Genomic DNA, 17,228 nt, shown 5'->3' with positions numbered 1-17,228 from the left:
ACTGATCATCGGCGGTGGCATCCAAGGAATGATGTCCGCCTCCGCTGCGGCGAAGGCCCGAACCTTCTCCGAAATCATCGTGACTGAACAAGCCCTTGGACCCATCGGCGCATCGCATTGTTCTGTGGGCGTGCATTTCCCCTAGCCGTCGTGTGGAACCATGATCATACGGGCGTGATCAACCGGTTCGGTCAGTCTTGTCCGGAGCACCATGACCGCGAGACGGTCGAAAGCGTGGTGGCGGCACTGCAAGAGGGCGGCCACGAGACGCTGCTGTACGAAGGCGATAAAGAACTGCTCACTACACTCGAGCGGTTTATGCCACCCGATCGGCAAGCCCGTCCCTCGGGAATCGTGTTCAACATGGCATACGGAATTCAGGGCGAGGGCCGTTTGAGCTACGTTCCGGAGCTTGAGATGGCCGGCGTTCCGGTACACCGGATCGAGCCCACTCGGGCATGGGCTGGCGTTCGACAAGGTCATCACCAAGTGGCTCATCCGGCATGCCGGCGTGCCGACGCCAAACTTTCGCGTCATGCGTTGCGGCACCGAGAGCACCGGCGACCTGCGATTCCCAGTGGTAGTAAAGCCGCGTCACGAATCCAGCAGCTTTGGATTGCAGCTCGTGCATGAGCTCACTCGTTTGCGGGAGGCCGTAGACGTGATCGTCACGTGATATGCGCAGGATGCGCTTGTGGAAGAATATATCGAGGGGCGGGAAATCTGGGCCGCGCTGCTGGGACATAGAGAGCTCGAGGTGTTGCCTCTGGTGGAGCAGGACTTCGGCGACCGCGAAACGCGTCTCATGACTTGGGAAACGAAGCACATGGCGGGCGCAGCGCCGCAGACAATTTGCCCGCCGCAAATCGAGGGCAAGCTTGCGACGGTGCTGCGGGATATTTCGGTTGCGACCTTCCGGGCCTGCCAGTGCCGGGATTACGCCCGCGTCGACCTCCGGATCGACCGCACTGGCCAGCCCTTTGTCCTGGAGATCAACGCCATGCCGGGATCGGTATGCCCAGCACTTATGTCCTGGCCGCGACGACCGCCGGACAACAGCTTCTCGAGCGTGGTCAATCGCATCCTCGATATCGCCCACACGCGGCATTTTGGAATCGGCATCTCCAAGGCCGAACACACATCGAGCCGACGCTCTACCTAAGGTGCCTTAGCAGTAGCAGCCGAGCGCGGACGTCGCCGCCTAAAGGAGAACAAGGCACAACCCAATTGGCGGCCCCGGTAGCAGGGGTCTGCCGATGACGATCCGAGGTGGCGGCAACCCGAAGCTACACATGGTCCTTCGGACCGCCGGGTAGAATGGGGGCCCGCCGCCCCGGAGCTTCGCCACCGATGCGCATGCTGCATCAGGGGGCAGATCCACTCGCGATCTACCGCATACAAGTCTGCCGCGCGACCTCCGCGCCCGGCTCGGCGAGCTCGCCTTGGGTATTTGTCGTCGGCATTTGGCCCCGCCGGAAGCGGCTCACCCGACCCGGCAAAGCCTGCCGCCAGTGCTCGTGACCGTCAAGGACAAGTCGCTTCGCGATGGCCTGCAGCCACCCTTGACCGTCACTGCGCGCGGCGGCCAGTTCGAAACCAGGTCGGGACGAGGAGATGGTCGCCAACTGGCCGAACAAAGAGATGAGGAAGCGAACCAGGATCGACCCATACAGGTGTAGCTCGGCGGTGACGAAGACGCTCGCGAGCGCGCCCTCAACAGCGCTGTAGCGGGTGAGCGGCGTGTCGGTAGTCATCGGCGCTTTCCGGCAGGGTTGACGCCAACCCATTCCGGAAGGACCACCGATGACCGACGACATGATGACCCTGCGCACGCTCATGGAGAAGACCCCAGATGCCGATCTCCTGCGGGAGATGATCGGCTTTGCCGCCGAGCGGGTGATGGAAATGGAGGTGGGCGCGGCCACTGGCGCCGCCTATGGCGAGAAAAACCCGCTGCGGCTTGCCCAGCGCAATGGCTACCGCGACCGGGACTGGGAGACGCGGGCCGGGCACGGTCGAGCTGCGCATCCCGAAGCTCCGGAAGGGAAGCTACTTCCCGAGCTTCCTCGAACCGCGCCGCACGGCCGAGAAGGCGCTGACCGCCGTCATCCAGGAAGCTTATGTGCGAGGCATCTCGACCCGGTCCGTTGACGATTTGGTCAGGGATGAGCGGCACCTCCAAGGCCTAAAACCATTCGTGTTGCTACCGAAGGGACCTGCAACGCCCAACATGCTGTGCTGTCTGTGGAAGCGACTGTCACATGTGAACCGCCGTTGGTGCTAGATGTTTGGTCCCGGCATTTGCTGGAGCGGATTGAGTTTGAAGCGTTCCGGTTGTGACGCCCACGCCTTGCAGATGAACTCGTAGGGTGTGAGACCCTTGAGGGTCTTGAGCCTGCGGGCGAAGTTGTAGGCGGCGACGAAGTCGGCGAGATGGGTGCGGAGTTGTGGCTGCCGAGATTGATGGGGTGGACGCCCCCTCACGGCATCGCTGTGCCAAAGTGGTGTCGTCGATCATCACTGAACGGAGGCGTCCATGTTGGAAGTTAACATAATCGGATTGGATCTGGCGAAGAACGTGTTCCAAGCCCACGGTTCGGATGCGTCGGGAGCTGTGTTGTTCAGGAAGAAGCTTCGCCGCGATCACGTCCTTCGGTTTCTTGCTGCTCAGCCGGCCTGCACGGTTGCCATGGAAGCGTGCGCCGGCGGCCATTACTGGGCGCGGGAGATTGCGAAGCTGGGGCACGATGTTCGGCTAATCGCTCCGGGGTACGTGAAGCCTTTCGTGAAGCGGCAGAAGAACGATGCCGCTGACGCCGAAGCGATCTGCGAAGCTGCGCAACGGCCGACCATGCGATTCGTAGCGGTGAAGAGCGAAGATCAGCAAGCTACGGCTATGGTGTTTCGCGTTCGCGACCTGATGGTTCGCCAGCGGACGCAAACCATCAATGCGATACGGGGCCATCTTGCCGAGTTTGGGCTGAGTGGCTGCGCAGGGCCTCTTCCACGTAGCCAAGCTTATCGCAGAGATAGAGGACAAGGATTCTACCATCCCCGAAGCCGCCCGCCAGATCCTGTCTCTGGTCGTCGAACAGCTCCGCTCCCTGGATGAGAAGGTGGCAATGCTCGACCGCGAGATTGCCCGGCGCGCCAGGAATGATGCGGAAGCCAAGCGATTGATGACCATCCCCGGCATAGGACCGATTAGCGCGACGGCTGTTGCCGCGTTGGCGCCTTCTGCCAAGACCTTCAAGAGAGGGCGCGACTTCGCGGCATGGCTCGGCCTCACGCCGCTGCAACGTTCCTCAGGGGGAAAACAGAAGCTCGGTGAGACATCCCGAATGGGCGAGCGAACACTGCGCCGGCTGCTAATCATTGGAGCCAGCGCCACCGTGCGCTGGGCTATGCGTAAGGGTGCGGCGGTAGATCCTTGGCTCTCGCGCATGCTGAATCGCAAGCCGCCCATGCTGGTGATCATTGCTCTGGCCAACAAGACGGCACGTATTGTGTGGGCACTGATGGCCAAGGGCGGGACCTACCGGGCACCGGCCTTGGCGGGATAGTCCGCTCCTCGAGCGGGCTGCCAAAGTGTAAGAAGGTCGAACGGAGAGTATGGCGCTACGGTCAATGAGACGGGATCGGGAAAACCAGATCATGGATACGCGCCTTGAGCGCGCCAGATTGAATTGGACCCGTTCCGCGAACTCCCATACGGGCCCGCGGCATGTCGAACGCCGCATCAGAGGCCGGACACATGTCAGCACCCGACCACAGGCCGATCTCTTCGAAAGATTCTTCTTGCACCAACGGGGGCGTCCACACATGTCCATGACGACGATGTCGCCGGGCCGCAGGACCGGAACGAGTTCCTGCTGGACATAGGCGCGGAAGCATTCGCCGTTGATTGGCCCGTCGAAGACGCATGGTGCTGTGAGTTCGTTGCAGCGTAGCGCGCCGAGGAAGGTCAGCGTGCGCCAATGGCCGTACGGGGCGAAGCCGCGCAGGCGCTGTCCCCTCGGTCCCCAGCCGCGCAACGGGGCCATGTTGGTCTAGCTGTGCGGGATCGAGGCGGCTCTGCCATGATCTCCAACGCCGGCGTCGGCGGGCGATGTCGGCCCGCGCCTGTTCAAGGGCGAACAGTGTTTTTTTTTGAAGCTGAGGCCCTCGCGCCTCAAGAACTGCCAGACCGCGTTGTGGGAAACCGCCACGCCGCGCGCCGCCAGTTCGTCCTTCAGCCGATGCAGCGTCAGATGCGGGCTTTGGCCGATCCGCTCGATGATGAAGGCCCGGTGCGGCTCCAGCACCCGGCGACGATGGCCGCCCATCTTGCCAGGCGCCACCGAACCGGTCGCGCGATAGCGCTGCGACCACTCCACAACCGACGAGACCGAAACGTCAAATCGCGCCGCAGCAGACCGGCAGCTCTCACCCGCGCCAACGGCCGCAACAACACGCTCACGAAGATCGTTCGAAAGGGCTCGCGTCATCAGATGCTGGCCTCCATCCAGCCAGCATCTTGAATCACAAACCGGCGCGGAGGGGAATTCCGCCCGATTCAATCAATCAATGAATTGCTCTAAACTATTGATTTTATTTCTGGCTGGCGCTTCTTGGGCGATGAGCAGATGCGTCAACTACCAGATGCCGTAGTTTCGGTGTTTGCCCGACAACTCTAGAAAAGGTTTTGTTTCAGCGCATTCACCGAGAGGTATCGGCATGCAGAGCAACGTGACGACGCTAGAGCTCTCGAAGTGCATCTGTGCAGCAGATGAGCCAGCGCGCAGGGCCGGTCTGAAGTACATCTGTGCAGCAGACGAAACGCAGCGCCTGGATCCGACTCAACCAAACGTCCGCCCGGACTGTTCTGATCTTCCATGAAACTGAAGAACAACCGCCCGCCAAAGGCATTTAATCGCTCTCTCGCTCGACACGAAGCCTACGTACAGAGGACCCAAAAAAATGAATCCCGACGCTTTCACGGCCTATGAATCTAATGTTCGTCGCTATGGGCGGTCGTTTCCCACTGTCTTTACGAAGGCCCTTGGTGCGACAATCTGGGACGAAACCGGTAAGCCTCATATCGATTTCCTTGTAGGGTCCGGCGCGCTCAACTACGGACACAACAACCCGAATATTATTGAGCCAGGAATTGAATATCTCATCGGTGAGAACATCCTTCTGTCGCTTGATATGTATACGGCGGCGAAGCGTGAGTTCATTGAAGCGTTTGTCGATTCGATTCTGAAGCCCAGGGGCCTTTCGTACAAGATACAGTTTCCTGGGCCGACCGGCACAAACGCTAACGAAGCGGCACTGGCGCTGGCGCGAAAATATACCGGCCGTTCGAGCGTCATGGCCTTCACAAATGCGTTCCACGGCATGTCGCTCGGCTCTCTGGCGGTGTCGGGTTCAGCTTCAACCAGGGAGCTCGGCGGCGTTGCTCGCCACGATGTGGTCCGTGTCCCCTATGACGGATATCCGAGCCAAGCTTTCGATTCCGCCAGTTACATCGACTGGGTTTTGGGCGACCCAGGGAGCGGCATTGAAAAGCCCGCCGCAATCATTCTGGAGACCATCCAGGCAGAAGGCGGCATGAACGCCGCATCCGCAGCTTGGCTCGCAGAAATTCAGCGCATTTGCCGTAAGCACGGCGTTGTTCTGATCGTCGACGACATTCAGGCAGGTGCAGGCCGAACGGGCGATTTCTTCTCCTTCGAGTTCGCGAAAATCGAACCGGACATCGTGTGCCTTTCCAAATCCCTAAGCGGTTCAGGTAGTCCATTCTCCATTGTTCTTATTCGCCCCGACATGGACATATGGAATCCCGGAGAACATAGCGGGACCTTCAGAGGCAACAATTTTGCCTTCGTGACTGCGGGGGCCATGTGCAAAATGTGGTCGGACAGGCAGTTTACTGCAGGCGTCGAGCGGACAGCCGTCAACCTGCAACGGCACCTTGACCGCCTCGTCGCGAAATTTCCCAAGTGCATTGAACAAAAGCGTGGCCGCGGTCTGATGGCCGGCCTCAAGTGCCGTTCACCGACCGTTGTCGGCCGTGTGCACGATGTCGCGTTCGAAAATGGCCTGCTTATCGAATCCTCAGGGCCAAATCGCGACGTCATCAAAGTGCTACCGCCGATAACTATCACCGATGTCGAACTCGATCATGGCATCGCCATCCTTGATCACGCACTACAGGAGCAAGCCAATGCCTAACCAACTATCTCAAGTGCCAGCCATCTCGCCTGTTGCCATCAGAGAGCGAACCGGCTCGATCAGCACTACGGAGATCATCTCGGTCCTGAAAGGTGAGATCACCGCTCTGCACATCAAGCAAGCTTTCAGCACCGAAATAGCCAAGGAGATCACCGCGAACTTCAGTGGCAGTCCCGGTCTCAAGGAGCGTAAGGATGGCGTCCCCGGACAATATGTCGGCGCATCCCACTACAGGAAGGATGCAGCCACCTATTTCGCAGAGGCGGAAACTGCGCGACCGTACGTCGACGCCCTTTTTGAGAATCTGGTTGATCCGGTCCGAGCATTGTTCGATGCGTTGAAGCGCGAGCTTCACAACCAGGGCATTGAATTGCGGCTGGCCCGTTCAGAGCACGGTCAGGCTAATGTTTGTCGCGCTCTCAGTTGGTCTGGCAGCGGCACATTTTCCTTGGACCCCCACGACGATGTCGCTCAAGTCTTATGTGCTGGGAACGATTACGAGATTTCTGCGGTGGCACACAACACCGTCGCAGCACTCAACTTCTATCCCAGCATGCCCGAGGAAGGTGGCAATCTGCGGCTCTGGAGCCACAAGCCGACAGTCACCGACCGAAAGTCGCACGGTGTGGAGACCACGGGATATCCCTATTCGGCAGCTTATCTTGAGGCCGTACCTTGTCGCGACTTCCAGCTCAAGGCCGGGGATATCGCCCTAATTGATGGCGGTTTCGTTCACGGGGTCACCGGTCAATCAGGCAACGGAAGGCGTCGCGTGCTGCTGAACAGCTTTTTCGGGTTTGCGCGACCGGATCTTGTTCTCTGGTGGACTTGAAGTTGGATTTCGCAGCGACTGACCGGCTTCCGCCGAAGGTCAAGGCGTCAACGTCCTTGCTAACGGGTGACCTGCCGCGGGTAATTTCCTCCAGTTGGGATTAGAGTCCGGCCTGGGCTGATGAAGAGAAAGCGGTTTTCGGAATAGCGGGTCATCGCGGTTTTGCGCGAGCACGCGCCAAGCGCGAAGCTGTGGCGAATCTGCGGCTCGCTGTGGGTTGGAACGGCGGGCCTGTTCGATCATCACCGCTGACGGCAAGATGCTCCGCTTCCGGGTCCCGTCGGCCTCCGGAGACGGAACTGCGTGACCGGCTGCTCGACCTGCCCAGCGAGCGCCGGCGCTTCAGCTGTCGTCGGCTGTTCATCCTGCTCATCCGCGAGGGCGAACGGTCGGGATCAAGCTGGCGGCGCGCAAGCGATCACGGCGACGGGCAGTCGGCACACGGGCACCGATCCTGGTCAAGACGCGGCCGAACGCACGTTGTTCGCTGGATTTCGTGCACAACCAGTTCGCCTGCGTCCGGCGGTGCCGCGTGCTCAACATCGTCAACGATGTGACACGCGAGTGCCTGGCCGCGATACCCCTCATTCACAGGCGCCTACGGGTCGCGCGCGAACGGACGGAGTTGATCGCCGGCCGTGGCAAGCCGGGCATGATCGTCCCCGACCATGGCACCGAGTTCACCTCGAACGCTATCCTCGCCTGGTCGAAGGATCGTCGCGTGGGATGGGCATTACATAGCACCAGGCAAGCCGATGCAGAACGCCCTACATCGAGAGCTTCAACGGCCCGATGCGCCACGAGTTCCTCGAACGAGAGGCTCTTCTTCGGCCTCGTCCATGCCCGCTGCGCCATCTCAGACTGGGCGGAGGATCACAATATCAGCCTATGCCGGAATCATGACCGCAACCGGCTCCGACGCTACACGGATTGAAGGCTCGGCGCCTTCGCCGGTTGCTCAACGCGCGCTCTACGGGTAACAGAAAGGGCCGAGACTCTGATCGCCGCCGGAGGAAAGTTCAGTGGTATGTTAGCCGATTCTTACAATTCGATAATTCCGAAGTTTACGGCTTTTATAGCAGCGACTGTTCTGCTCGCAGTATCCATTTTTCGCATTACGTTTTTTATATGGAAATTGACGGTGTTTACGGAAATTCCCAAAATTTTTCCTATTTCCCACGACGATTTCCCTCTCGCTGTCCACAGAATACACTCCCTTTCTCTTAAAGAAAGGTCAGGAGCTTCCTCGCTGCCCCTCGAATTCGCGAACTTCGCAACTCTCAGATGGAAATGAAACGCGGCAAGCTCCAAGTATGTGACTGTTCTATTCTGGAATTCGCGGTCCCGGGGTTGAGCAAAGCTTATGATCGCAAAGTTGCCATCGGGGCCGTGCAATGGAACGCTGATTCCTGACCTTAAGCCGAACGTCGCTGCCTCATCGAAAACGCGCCGTTCGTCTTCAGTCGTGCTTGTATCGTTGTACACCTCACTCCATCGAAAGGCGCCCGCGCGTTTTCGACTCGTCTTGATGATGGGGTCAATTCTATCATAGCTCATTTCGAAATAGCGCTCCTGCCATCCATCAGGATAATTCACCATGACCTCTGGATCGCGTGGGACCGGCTTTGAAATTCTTTGGTCAGGTGTAAGAGAGCCATATGAGATCCACGGGCAATCAAAATTCAGGGCAAATGCAGATAACAGGTCGAACAACTGCTCGGATTGAGCAACGCCATCAGTCTGGTCGAGAAATCGGGCGAATTCGACCGCAAACGCCTCCCCGGCTACCGCCGGGAAATGCATCGACGGGACCACATAAAACTGGTCTGACACTCTGGTTGCCAGCCCTCGAGGCTGAGGGACCGCAGTCATCGGCAGACGTTCCATAGTCTCGGCTCCGCAGGCATCTTGCGCCGGATGTTGTCACTGGTGGACAAAGCTACCGGCTGTAAGGCTGCAGCTCTGCGCGCCGTTCTCGGCCGGCATCGCCAAAGCTGTAACACGTCCCCGAGGCGCGTAAGATTATCATTGAGTTAAATGTGGGTTACGAAAGATTTTCTGAAGGTATAACTTCATAAATAAACTTTTTCACAAATTGATCTCGGATATCATGTCAATGTCTGCACGCGTTCTCCAGACTACGTCAGTTGGCCGGCGTGCCGCCGTAGAGGTGGACGGCCTCCGCTCCCGGCATCGAAGTGCCATGGTGTGTCAATGTCACATGAGGGAGAGCCGTCCATGGAAGAGATTGCCACAATCGGTTCGGATATCGCCAAGGAGGTTTTTCAGGTTCATGGCATCGATGCTGCCGGAGCAGTCGTCGTTCGTCGAAAGCTTCGGCGCGATGACGTTGTTGGATTTCGCGGTTGCGTCATGAAACCTGCAGCGCTGGCCACCGCTGCGAACTCCGCCGTACTCTGATCCATTTCGTCGTTTCCGCGAACAGCTTTCGTCACGTCCACACGGGGGGGCTCAGCCCGCCTCTTTTTTAAGAGGAATTATTACCATGCAGCCATGATTATTAAATTCCCAATCGAGAAGTATTAATAACAATTCACACAATAATTGCTATGTATGGTGGTATTCCTGGGAAAATCTGGTGGGTATCACCACTTTTGATAATGCAACGAAACCTGGAAGCCAAGTCTCATCAAAGCCTTACTTGTGAAAGGACGTCCTGATGTCTGCAGTAGAACCCGCAGCAAGCGTTGTGAGCGCCAGTCGTTTCCGCAACACCGCTTCGGTCATTGATCGGACGCGAATGCATTTCGAACAGGCTCACCAACGTGGTCTCATGGCCGTTTACGGACGGTCGATGGAGGGGAGGACGGTCAGGCTCACGAGAGGCGAGCGACAAGGCGATACCGTTGCCGACTATGTACGTTGTTGCTACCTCGGCCTGGACAATCATCCGGCAATCGTTGCCGGCGCGGTTGCCGCAATAGAGGAATACGGATCACTCCACTGGTCATGTGCACGCACGCGGCTGAATTTCGGGCTCATTGGTAATCTTGAGGGCATACTTTCCCAACTCTTTGGGGCGCACGTTATTGCTTATTCGACAGTCATGATTGCCAATATGGGCGCATTGCCAATCATCGCCTCCGGACATCTAACGGAAGGTCAAAGACCTGTCATGGTGTTCGACCATCTGGCCCACGCCTCCCTCGCCTTTCATAAGCCAGTTGTGGCCGAGGAGACCCAAGTCGAGACAATTCCTCACAATGACCTCGATGCTTTGGAGCAGATTTGCCGCAAGCATCCAATCGTCGCCTATGTGTGCGATGGCGTCTATTCGATGGGCGGCCTCGCGCCGATCGAAGGGCTTCTCCAGTTGCAGGAGAAGTATGGCCTTTTTCTTTACATCGACGACGCGCACGGAATTTCCCTCTTTGGCGAAAATGGTGAAGGCTTTGCGCGCTCGCAATTGCCCCCTGAGCTAGGTGAGCGCACGATCGTCGCGGCGTCCCTCGCCAAGGGCTTCGGCGCGTCGGGCGGCATGCTCATGCTTGGAACAGCGTATCAGGAAGAGCTATTTCGTTGCTACTCCATTCCGCATGCCTTCTCGGCTTCGCCCAACGTCGCAGCTGTCGGTGCCGCTATAGCCTCGGCGGAAATTCACCGGACGAGCGAGCTCAAGGTTCGCCGAGGTCAATTGGTCGAGCGCATCGCCCTTTTCGACGAGCTCATCGAGACAGATCAGCGAGGCGCTCCTCTGCCAATTCGCATGATCAACGTGGGCGACGAATTTGCGGCCATTGATTTCGCAGCGCGCCTGTTAGATGATGGCTTTTACACATCCGTCACGTTCTTTCCGACGGTCGCCCGCGGCCATGCGGGCATACGCATCTGCCTTACCGCAAGTCACGATCTGTCAGACTTGGCGCGGCTCTGCAACAAGATTCAGATCTACGGACAATCCGTGTTTACCGCACCAGAGCAGCCTCACAGAAATACCAAGGATTGTCGGAGTTTCGGATCATAATCAGCCATGATCACCTCAGCATCTCCCGCCTTCCGCACGAGCGCACAAAAAAAGTCATGCCCTGGGACAATACGGGTTACAGTGTCTATGAGGCGCCCCTTCCACTTGTCTGAAATCCGGAAAGGCAGCCTATGTAACAGGGGTCGACGACAAGTTCAATTTGGATTTCCAGAACAATTTCACTGCCCCGATACATTGTTATGGCCACCCCGATATAAATGGGCTCCCATGAGGCGAATCGGCCTCGAACTCAGCTTAGCCAATCTGGCCGAGTGCGAGATCGAATTCGCCGAAAGGGTGCCCTTCTTCTTCGAGCAGGTACGCTTCACCAATTACAGGTTCGGAGGTGGTGATGATGGCCATCACGGTCGCGCGCGCTATCACAAGACGTCCGAAAATGGCGAAGTGCGAAGGCGCTTATCACGGGCAATTACGATGGGAGTGGCTTCGATCTCGTTCGGCTGGCGTTCTTCCCCGACGTGCCGCAAGGCCCGTTGGAAGAATTCCTGACAGTCCCCGCCACCGGCCGCCCGGTCGCTATGATCCTGCGCCCCGGCAAGACCCCGACGGGCAAAGAGATGCGCGGCCATCTGCGCCGCCTCTTGCGACGCATCCGCACCTGCTGGCCGACCCCCCATATCGTGGTGCGCGGCGACGGCCATTACGGCCGGTGCAAGTCATTGCATGGTGCGAAGCGCGCTCAAGCGCAAGTCTGTTCTGCGCGTCCATGCCGAGACCCGCTACAAGACGCAATCCTGAAAGGCAAACGCCGCCCCTGCGCCGCATCGAGGCGACTGCGATCGGCCTCGACATCCGCTTCGTCCCCCAATCTCGACAGCGGCTCGGCCGGGCACATCTACGACGGGATCTACTGCGCCCGTGGCCACCTTCAAGATGCGCAAGAACCAACTCGCCTCCGACCGCACCTCCTGCGCTCACCAATCGCAACCAGGTCCACCTCGTACTGCACACCGCCGCATATTGGCTCCTGCTCACCCTGCGCGACGCCGTGCCAAGGTCCCATTAAGTGAGCAGGGCCGAGTTCGCCACGCTGCGGCTCAGGCTGCTCAAGCTCGGCGCCCGGGACATCGAAACTGTCTCGCGCGTCCGCCTGGCCTTCGCCGCCGTCTGTCCCCAGGCCAGCCTGTTCCAGGCGTTCGCCAGCAATCTGCCATGACTGCCAGTGCAGCAGGCCCGGTGAACCAATTTGCACCTCTTTGCACATGCGCAGCCTGTGCGGAGTGGGCTGCGACGCGGGTCCCTCGTCATAGACGGCTGTGCCGCCGGCCGACAGGTTAGGAGGGGGCGAACTCCCCGCCGTTGACGTCGATGATGGCGCCGTTGATGAAGTCGGAATCCGGGCGGACGAGGAACTCAATCACGCGGCTGATGTCTTCGGGCCCGCCGAGCCGTCCGATCGGGATCCGCGCGAGTGCAGCGCGGTTCCCGGGCGTCTCGGGCGGTCCCGTCATTTTGCTTAGGATACGGCCAGGGCAGATCGTGTTCACGGTGATGCCGAGCCCTGCGTATTCGCTCACGATCGAGCGGGCGAGCCCCGCGAGCGCGCTCTTCGAGGCGACGTAGCTCGCACCCGCGATCTTCGGCTGCGTACGCGCCGCGAGCGAGCCGATCAGGACGATACGGCCTTGCCGGGCTTCCGCCATACCGAGCAGCACCTCGCGGCAACAGAGGAAGGCGCCCGTGAGGTTCACCCGGATAACGTCATCCCATTTAGCAAGCGGCATCTTGCCGAGAGCGAGTCGCTGATCGTCTGGACCTTTCGGCGAGTAGCCAGCATTGCAGACGAGCGCGGACACTGTTCCCCAGCGCTCGCGGACATTGGCGAAGAAGCGGCAGAGGCCGCCTTCGTCACGTAGGTCGACCGTGTCGGCGTGGATATTCCAAGCTGGAAAATGGGCGCGTAGATCGACAGCGGCAGCCTCGACCCGCTCTCTCGTCTGGCTGAAGAAAGCGACGCGCCAGCCAGCCTCGATTAGGTGCGCGACGGTCGCAAACCCGATCCCGGTTGCCCCGCCGGTGACGACCGCAACGCCCATTGATTTGCTGTTTTCTTCCGTCATCCGACGGACTCCACGTCGCGAACGGCGTTCTGGTCAACCGTGCCGTCGAAAAGGGAAAGAGCAGGATGGGCGTCGGGATCGGCGACGACCTCGACGAGCCAGGGCCTTCCAGAGGCGAGCGCCTCGTCGAGAGCAGGCCCTATGTCGCCCGGTGCCCTGACCACGGTCGCGCCGCAACCGCATGCCCGGGCGATCGCGGCGTGGTCGACTGGAGCGAAATGGCAGGCGCTCGTATAGGCCCCGAACTTTATCGTCTCGGCATACTTTTGGAAGCCGAGCACGCCATTGTTTAGGACGATCACGACGACGGACACGCAGCTGCGTACCATCGTCTCGAGTTCCGCCCAGCTGTGCGCGAAGCCGCCATCGCCAGCGACCGCGACGACTGGTGCGTCCGGTCGCGCTACCTTCGCACCGATAGCCAGAGGCAGCCCCCAGCCGAGTCCCGCGAGCCCGCGCGGCGTGAGGAAGCGGTGGCCGGCGCGCTGCGCACGTAACTGACCGACGATCCACATCGACGGATAGCTAGCATCCGCCACGACGATCGTCTTGGGCGTCAGGCGCGTCTGCAGTTCCCTCATCACGCGCTCGGGCCGTATGGGCCTATTGTTGCTGCCCGCTAGCGATGCACGGTCCGCTTCGAAGGCGGCCCAGGCGGCCGCTATGCGCTTTTCAGCCTGCGCTCGCGCGGTGCGGCGGCGCGACAGGTCGAGGCGTTCGAGGGTTTCGCAAAGGGCATTGAGCGTCACCGCAGCATCGCCCACGAGGCGCAGCGCCTCGTAGTTGCGACCGACCTCGGTTGGGTCGACGTCGATATGGATGATACGCGCGCCAGGTGTGATCTGGCGCCAACTGTCCGTTCCGTTCTGGTTGGTGCGCGTGCCGACGAGGAGGACGAGGTCGGCCTCGCCAAGGATCGGCTTCGTCCGTCGGCCGAGCGAGCGCGCGCCCGTGAGCGAGCCGAGCACGCCGCACGAAAGGGGATGGCATTCGTCGACAGCGCCCTTGCCCATATTGGTCGTGAAGACAGGCAGGTGAGCCGTCTCCTGCAGGCGAGAGATTGCCGCGGAAGCCGCAGGCGAGGTCGTGCCTCCGCCGGCCACCGCCACGGGTGCGCCGGCTGCAGCGATGAAGTCAGCCGCCTCGCGCAGGACGCTGTCTTCCGGCCGCGATCGGTCGATCGGCCAGCGATCTAAGCTCACTCTGCGGGTATGCCTCGGTGTGATCGCTCTTTCGCGCAGAAGGTCTGCCGGGAGCAGGAGCACCGCCGGACCCGGCCGGCCGCTGCCGGCCGCGACGAAGGCCTGATCAACATAGTCATCTGCTCGGTCGGCGGTGATGATACGACGCACCCATTTGGCGCAGGACGAAAAGAGGGCGAAGTGGTCGAGTTCCTGGAAGGCGTTGCGGTCGATCTGCGGCCGTTCGACCTCCTGCACGAGAGCGACGATGGGCACGCTCGCCTTGAAGGCCTCGGCAAGTGGTGGCACAAGGAGTGTCGCGGCCGGCCCGTTTTGTGCAGCAACCACTGCAATCCTGCTCGAGACGCGGGCAAAGCCGTCTGCCATGGCGCCACCCATGTTCTCCTGCCGGTAGGCGAGTTGGCGGATGCCGATCGTCTCGCAGGCGAGGAGGACGGCGGACGGCAGGCTCTGGCCAAAGACCACTTGGACGCCGTGGCGCTTCAACGCACGCGCGATCGCCTGTGCGACGGTCTCTCCCATGATCTAACCCTTTATCGTGTCGAGGAGCGACGCGCGCTGATTGAGGAAACGGTCGAAGACGTTTGCGACGAGGGCGATGTCATCCTCGTCCATGGGTGTCGAGAGGCAAGCGGCGGCCGCATTGGGCAGAACAATGCCTTCCGTGGCGAAGAAACGAGTGAGTTCCGTCATCACGGCCACCTCCCGTGGGGTAAGGAAAGTTTCGCGGAACTCTCGCGGCGGCTTGCGCCGCGGGTGGAGGCGAAAGAGGGAGGCGGCGCCTGTGACGCTCAGGGGGGCGCCGTGCCGCGCGATGATGCGTTCGAGCCCGATTCGCAGTTTGTCCCCCAGCCGCTCGAGGTGATCGAAGGCAGCGCGGTCGAGGGCCTCCATCGCGGCGAGTCCTGCCGCCATCGAGAGCGGATTGGCTGAAAAGGTGCCGCCCTGCGGCAGAGCAGGGCGGCCTGATGCGGCGTCGAAGACTGCCATCACCTCGCTGCGGCCGCCGATCGCGCCGATGGGGAGCCCGCCGCCAATGATCTTGCCGAGCGCGAAGAGATCGGGGGCGAGCCCATAGAGCGCAGAGGCGCCTTCATAACCCTGTCGGAGGTTGAGAACCTCGTCGCTGATAACAAGGATACCGTGACGACGGGCCGTCTCTTGGATGGCGGATACGAAATCCGGCGTGGGCGAAATGAGCCCACCGCGGCTCGGCATGGGATCGACAAGGACGGCTGCGAGACGCGCTGCATGTTCCGTGATCAGCCGGCGCGCACCCTCGGCGTTGTTGAAGCGCAAAATCACGACGTCATCGAGCACGGCTCGCGGCATGCCGCGATAATGAAGAGTGGGCGCGGGATGTTCGGGATCGCCCCACGTTTGAGGCGTTGCAGCCTGGCTTACCTCCACCCAGTCGTAGGCGCCGTGATAGGCCCCCTCGATCTTGGCAATCGCGGGACGCCCCGTGAACGCCCGCGCCGCCTTAATCGCGAACATGACCGCCTCGGTACCGGTATTGACGAAGCGGATGCGGTCAAGATGCGGAATGCGGGCGCAGAGAAGCTCGGCGAGCGCGATTTCGATCTCGGTCGGGTTGGCGAAGCAGCATCCGCTTCTGAGCTGATGCGTCACGGCCTTGATCACGGGCGGGAAGGCGTGGCCGTGGATGAGGGTCGTGAAGTTGCCGTTAAGGTCGAGGAGGCGGCGGCCATCGACGTCGACAAGAAACGCACTCTCTCCGTGATGCATGTAGCGGGGAATGGGATCGCGCTCGATCGTGACCCGCGTGGTGCCGTCCGGGAAAACCCTGCGCGCCCGGCCGAAAGTCTCGGCCGAACGGGGCCCGATGAGCGGAGGGGGGGAAAGGGCTGCTTGCTCTAACACCGCGGCTCTCCTCTTGCTGAAGGCCTGGGAATTGCTCGGACGACGTAGACGTCGCGATAAAGTAGAAGACAATTGTCCTGCGCAGATAAGTATTACGCCTTACTGTCTTCTATTTCATAGAGGTTCCCAGAAACCAAATTAACTGTATCATTCACTTTGCGACCCTCCCGCTCTCGATTTGCACCAATGTTGAGCAAGTTGCTTCTCCGTAGCCCCCCCCCCGCTGGTGCGGGATGGTGATTGGCTGCTGATTGTCCTTGTTCACCAGGTCGGAAATGGAGAGATCGACCAACTGATTAAGTCGACCGCACGCTGGAGTATCGCCTCGGTCCGGGCACGGTCGGGTGAAGCGGCGATGACATGTCCCATGCGATCTCGATAGTCGCCTTTCCTGACGATCGGCATGTTGGGCTCGACACACAATTTCACCTCGGCGACACCTGGTACAGCGGCCGCCCGACTGTCGCCATCGATCCAATCGAGGATGCCATCGCGATCAGGAACTAGGACCCGCACGGCCACAATGTGCGAATGCCTTTCGCGCAAATCCCATTCGTCGCCGACGACAAGCTTGATGTGTTCGGTGATGAGATCGACTCCGTAAGCCAGCTGAACCAATTGAGGACCCGTCCCACCCAAAAGTCGCGGATTGACTTCAATGACGACTGGGCCAAGCTTCGTCCACCGGAGTTCAATGTTCGTGGGGCCCCAGCCAAGGCCGAGAACTCGCAAACAGCTCAACGAAACATCGGCGATACGTTTATACTCGTCATCTGTCAGCGGGGCTGGCTGGATGCCGCTATGGAAGACGAAATGCGGTGGGGGGCCGTAGTCAGCTGCGGCAATCGCAATGACCTCATTTCCCATTATCTGAGCGATATAATGGGGGCCTTGTACGAATTCTTCGACCAGTATCCTCGGCGAGGACCGCCATGTGTGCTTCTCGCTCAACAGATAGGTGGTATGTTCGGCTACCTCTTCGACGGTGCTGCATAATCGGACACCGATGCTGCCACTGCCTACTGCTG

The 17,228-nt window shown here is 60.2% G+C and carries 9 protein-coding genes and 8 pseudogenes; 9 read left to right on the top strand and 8 right to left on the bottom strand.

Translation table 11 applies throughout. The features are described from left to right. Positions 1–117 precede the first annotated feature (117 nt). Positions 118–1,162, top strand: a pseudogene (locus ACFX5Q_RS31215) (ATP-grasp domain-containing protein). 226 nt (positions 1,163–1,388) lie between these two features. Here the strand turns inward: ACFX5Q_RS31215 and ACFX5Q_RS31210 are convergent. Beyond that, positions 1,389–1,754 (bottom strand): hypothetical protein, encoded by a 366-nt coding sequence (locus ACFX5Q_RS31210; RefSeq protein ID WP_404284046.1) that lies wholly within the window; start codon positions 1,752–1,754, stop codon positions 1,389–1,391. Positions 1,755–1,803: 49 nt separating this feature from the next. Between ACFX5Q_RS31210 and ACFX5Q_RS31205 the strand changes: the two are divergent. Then, positions 1,804–2,164, top strand: a pseudogene (locus ACFX5Q_RS31205) (transposase); the annotation flags it as partial. 116 nt (positions 2,165–2,280) lie between these two features. Here ACFX5Q_RS31205 and ACFX5Q_RS31200 read toward each other — a convergent pair. Then, positions 2,281–2,448 (bottom strand): annotated as a pseudogene (locus ACFX5Q_RS31200) (IS481 family transposase); the annotation flags it as partial. An 88-nt stretch (positions 2,449–2,536) separates the two neighbouring features. Between ACFX5Q_RS31200 and ACFX5Q_RS31195 the strand changes: the two are divergent. Beyond that, positions 2,537–3,563 (top strand): annotated as a pseudogene (locus ACFX5Q_RS31195) (IS110 family transposase). A gap of 252 nt (positions 3,564–3,815) precedes the next feature. On the opposite strand, the pseudogene ACFX5Q_RS31190 reads toward ACFX5Q_RS31195, so the two are convergent. After that, positions 3,816–4,490 (bottom strand): annotated as a pseudogene (locus tag ACFX5Q_RS31190) (IS630 family transposase); the annotation flags it as partial. A gap of 469 nt (positions 4,491–4,959) precedes the next feature. Here ACFX5Q_RS31190 and ectB point away from each other — a divergent pair. From ectB to ACFX5Q_RS31175, 3 genes and pseudogenes are all read left to right on the top strand, one after another. After that, a complete protein-coding gene (ectB, locus tag ACFX5Q_RS31185; protein ID WP_404284045.1) occupies positions 4,960–6,216 on the top strand; it encodes a diaminobutyrate--2-oxoglutarate transaminase in 1,257 nt (418 codons plus the stop codon). Next, on the top strand, positions 6,209–7,048 hold the full coding sequence (locus ACFX5Q_RS31180; RefSeq protein WP_404284043.1) for a hypothetical protein: 840 nt from the start codon (positions 6,209–6,211) through the stop codon (positions 7,046–7,048). Before ectB ends, ACFX5Q_RS31180 begins: the two co-directional genes overlap by 8 nt. A 176-nt stretch (positions 7,049–7,224) precedes the next feature. Further along, positions 7,225–7,928, top strand: a pseudogene (locus ACFX5Q_RS31175) (integrase core domain-containing protein); the annotation flags it as partial. A 161-nt stretch (positions 7,929–8,089) separates the two neighbouring features. Here ACFX5Q_RS31175 and ACFX5Q_RS31170 read toward each other — a convergent pair. Beyond that, positions 8,090–8,935, bottom strand: coding sequence for a LuxR family transcriptional regulator (locus tag ACFX5Q_RS31170; protein ID WP_404284042.1), 846 nt, complete (start codon positions 8,933–8,935; stop codon positions 8,090–8,092). 351 nt (positions 8,936–9,286) lie between these two features. On the opposite strand from ACFX5Q_RS31170, the pseudogene ACFX5Q_RS31165 reads away from it, so the two are divergent. The 3 genes and pseudogenes from ACFX5Q_RS31165 to ACFX5Q_RS31155 all read left to right on the top strand — a co-directional run. Next, positions 9,287–9,409: pseudogene (locus tag ACFX5Q_RS31165) on the top strand (IS110 family transposase); the annotation flags it as partial. A gap of 319 nt (positions 9,410–9,728) precedes the next feature. After that, complete coding sequence (locus tag ACFX5Q_RS31160) at positions 9,729–11,033, top strand: aminotransferase class I/II-fold pyridoxal phosphate-dependent enzyme (RefSeq protein WP_404284040.1); 1,305 nt, start codon at positions 9,729–9,731, stop codon at positions 11,031–11,033. Positions 11,034–11,551: 518 nt separating this feature from the next. After that, a pseudogene (locus ACFX5Q_RS31155) lies at positions 11,552–12,210 on the top strand (transposase); the annotation flags it as partial. Positions 12,211–12,328: 118 nt separating this feature from the next. Here the strand turns inward: ACFX5Q_RS31155 and ACFX5Q_RS31150 are convergent. From ACFX5Q_RS31150 to ACFX5Q_RS31135, 4 genes are all read right to left on the bottom strand, one after another. Continuing rightward, the gene (locus ACFX5Q_RS31150) at positions 12,329–13,114 is read right to left on the bottom strand and encodes an SDR family NAD(P)-dependent oxidoreductase (protein WP_404284039.1); all 786 of its coding nucleotides are present in this window, start codon (positions 13,112–13,114) and stop codon (positions 12,329–12,331) included. Beyond that, positions 13,111–14,838 (bottom strand): acetolactate synthase catalytic subunit, encoded by a 1,728-nt coding sequence (locus ACFX5Q_RS31145; RefSeq protein WP_404284038.1) that lies wholly within the window; start codon positions 14,836–14,838, stop codon positions 13,111–13,113. Before ACFX5Q_RS31145 ends, ACFX5Q_RS31150 begins: the two co-directional genes overlap by 4 nt. A 3-nt stretch (positions 14,839–14,841) precedes the next feature. Then, on the bottom strand, positions 14,842–16,200 hold the full coding sequence (locus ACFX5Q_RS31140) for an aspartate aminotransferase family protein (RefSeq protein WP_404284036.1): 1,359 nt from the start codon (positions 16,198–16,200) through the stop codon (positions 14,842–14,844). A 261-nt stretch (positions 16,201–16,461) separates the two neighbouring features. Further along, positions 16,462–17,228, bottom strand: a 767-nt coding sequence (locus ACFX5Q_RS31135) for an ATP-grasp domain-containing protein (protein WP_404284035.1), incomplete at its 5' end; no start/stop codon positions are given.

The sequence above is a fragment of the Mesorhizobium sp. IMUNJ 23033 genome (assembly GCF_044778005.1).
GTDB classification, from domain to species: Bacteria; Pseudomonadota; Alphaproteobacteria; order Rhizobiales; family Rhizobiaceae; genus Mesorhizobium; species Mesorhizobium amorphae_A.
Note: the sequence above shows the minus strand (reverse complement) of the source record. Positions and strands in the feature narration are given on the sequence as shown.